General features: G+C 43.5%; 2 protein-coding genes. One reads left to right on the top strand and one right to left on the bottom strand.

Annotated elements, in window-relative coordinates; all coding sequences use genetic code 11:
• The coding region (locus V7L97_RS12475) for an alpha-ketoacid dehydrogenase subunit beta (RefSeq protein ID WP_333656483.1) at positions 1-748 on the top strand (748 nt) is incomplete at its 5' end.
• Here V7L97_RS12475 and V7L97_RS12480 read toward each other — a convergent pair.
• Positions 745-1,641, bottom strand: coding sequence for a TraB/GumN family protein (locus V7L97_RS12480; RefSeq protein WP_333656484.1), 897 nt, complete (start codon positions 1,639-1,641; stop codon positions 745-747). The two genes, V7L97_RS12475 and V7L97_RS12480, sit on opposite strands and share 4 nt — an antisense overlap.
• Positions 1,642-1,798 lie beyond the last annotated feature (157 nt).

The raw sequence follows: 1,798 nt of genomic DNA on the forward strand, positions 1-1,798 counted from the left end.
ATATGGATTAAAGCCAGTTGCAGAGATCCAGTTTATGGGGTTTATCTATCCTGCAATTGACCAGATATTCTCACATGCATCGAGGATTCGCAATAGAACAAGGGGAAGGTTCACGTGTCCGATGGTGGTCAGGACTCCCTATGGTGCAGGAATAAAGGCGCCTGACCTTCATTCGGAGAGCACAGAGGCATTGTTCTGCCATATGCCTGGTGTAAAGGTTGTCGTGCCATCATCGCCTTATAATGCAAAGGGATTGCTTATTTCATCCATCAGAGACCCCGACCCTGTGATTTTTCTTGAATCAACGAGGCTCTATCGCCTCATAAAAGAAGACGTCCCTGAAGGAGAATATACTGTTCCACTCGGCAGGGCAAGGATCGTTCAGGAAGGAAAGGATGTTACGGTCATTGCATGGGGAAGCATGCTCCACAGGACGCTTCAGGCAGTGGAGGAATTTGATGCTGAAGTAATAGATTTAATGACCCTCAACCCATTCGATGAAGAGACAATATTCAAATCGGTGAAAAAGACAGGAAGGGTTGTGATTGTTCACGAGGCGCCCAAGACCTGCGGATTCGGCGCAGAACTTTCAGCAACCATTGCAGAGGATGTAATGCTATATTTAAAAGCACCGATAATGAGGGTTACAGGATATGATATTGTTATGCCCCTTCCAAAGCTTGAGGACTATTACATGCCCACGGTAGAGAGGATAAAAAGGGGGATTGAGGAGGTAATGAGGTATTAGTTTTGCTCAACAGAATACCCTTTGTCCATAAGCGCCCTGACGATTCCCCTGTCTCCGATAAGATGTGCCGCACCCACAACCACGAAATAGGTTTCCCCTGTTCTCAGAAATTCTTCTATCCGTGATGTCATGCGCCTGTTTCTTTCATAGATCAATTTTTCGTAGATCGGAGCCAATTGCGCATCGCCGGAGTTCCCCTTCGATATTAATAACTCCATGCCCTTTGTGTCTCCGGATTTCCATGTATGCAGCAATTGTTCCATTTCCTGACGGATGGTTTTTAGGTCTTTTAATGTATAAAGCAGAAACAGTTCCTGTTCTTTGTCGGAAAATGAAGAAAGAAGCCTTATCTGATAATCAACGCTCTCAAGCTCTACTATTCTCTTCCCTCCAGCCCTTGAAAGAAAGTGCATGTCTATGCCGTCAGTGGGAGTAAACCCCAGTTTTAAGAGTTCTAAGGATGATAATGTTAACGCAATGATCCATGGCTTTTGTTTGTTGATCATCTGGATAGGGATGCCGAGCCTTTCTGTCTCTTTTTTTATGAGCTCATAGGTCTCTCTTGAAACATGTTTGTCAAGCGTATCGCTGCCGGGATAATAGGCATTGGCCATGAGCCTCTGGACATCCGTCTTCGCAGCATTATTGATATCTGCCTCTACCACAAGGATATTCGATTTCTTGAATGCATCCTCGATTTTGCTGTCCAGAGGATAGACGTCTTTTCTCATAAAATGTACGGATCCCAATAAATAAACAGTAGCTGTGTTTGACCGGACCTTCCAGAGAAAGTTCTTCTTGTCCTGAGAAATGGCATCATGGGCATGGACGAACAGATTGAGGAGAAGAAAGATTAAAACTATATGCAAATATCTGTTTGCGAGTTTTTTCATGGTTATGACCCCTTTCGTGCTTTAAAACAGTATAACATACCATATGCGGACTCTCGTCAATATTGACTGTACACATTGTGCATGTTATTCTTTTTATCAAGATATAAGTTGAGCGATTTTATATGTCAGGCACTGCTCAAAGACTTTAAAAAGTGTT

The sequence above is a fragment of the Dissulfurispira sp. genome, from assembly GCF_036745535.1.
Taxonomy (GTDB): Bacteria; Nitrospirota; Thermodesulfovibrionia; order Thermodesulfovibrionales; family Dissulfurispiraceae; genus Dissulfurispira.

Excerpts from the sequence above, each read along its gene's own strand:
- V7L97_RS12480 (WP_333656484.1), bottom strand. The coding sequence starts at position 1,641 with ATGAAAAAACTCGCAAACAGATATTTGCATATAGTTTTAATCTTTCTT.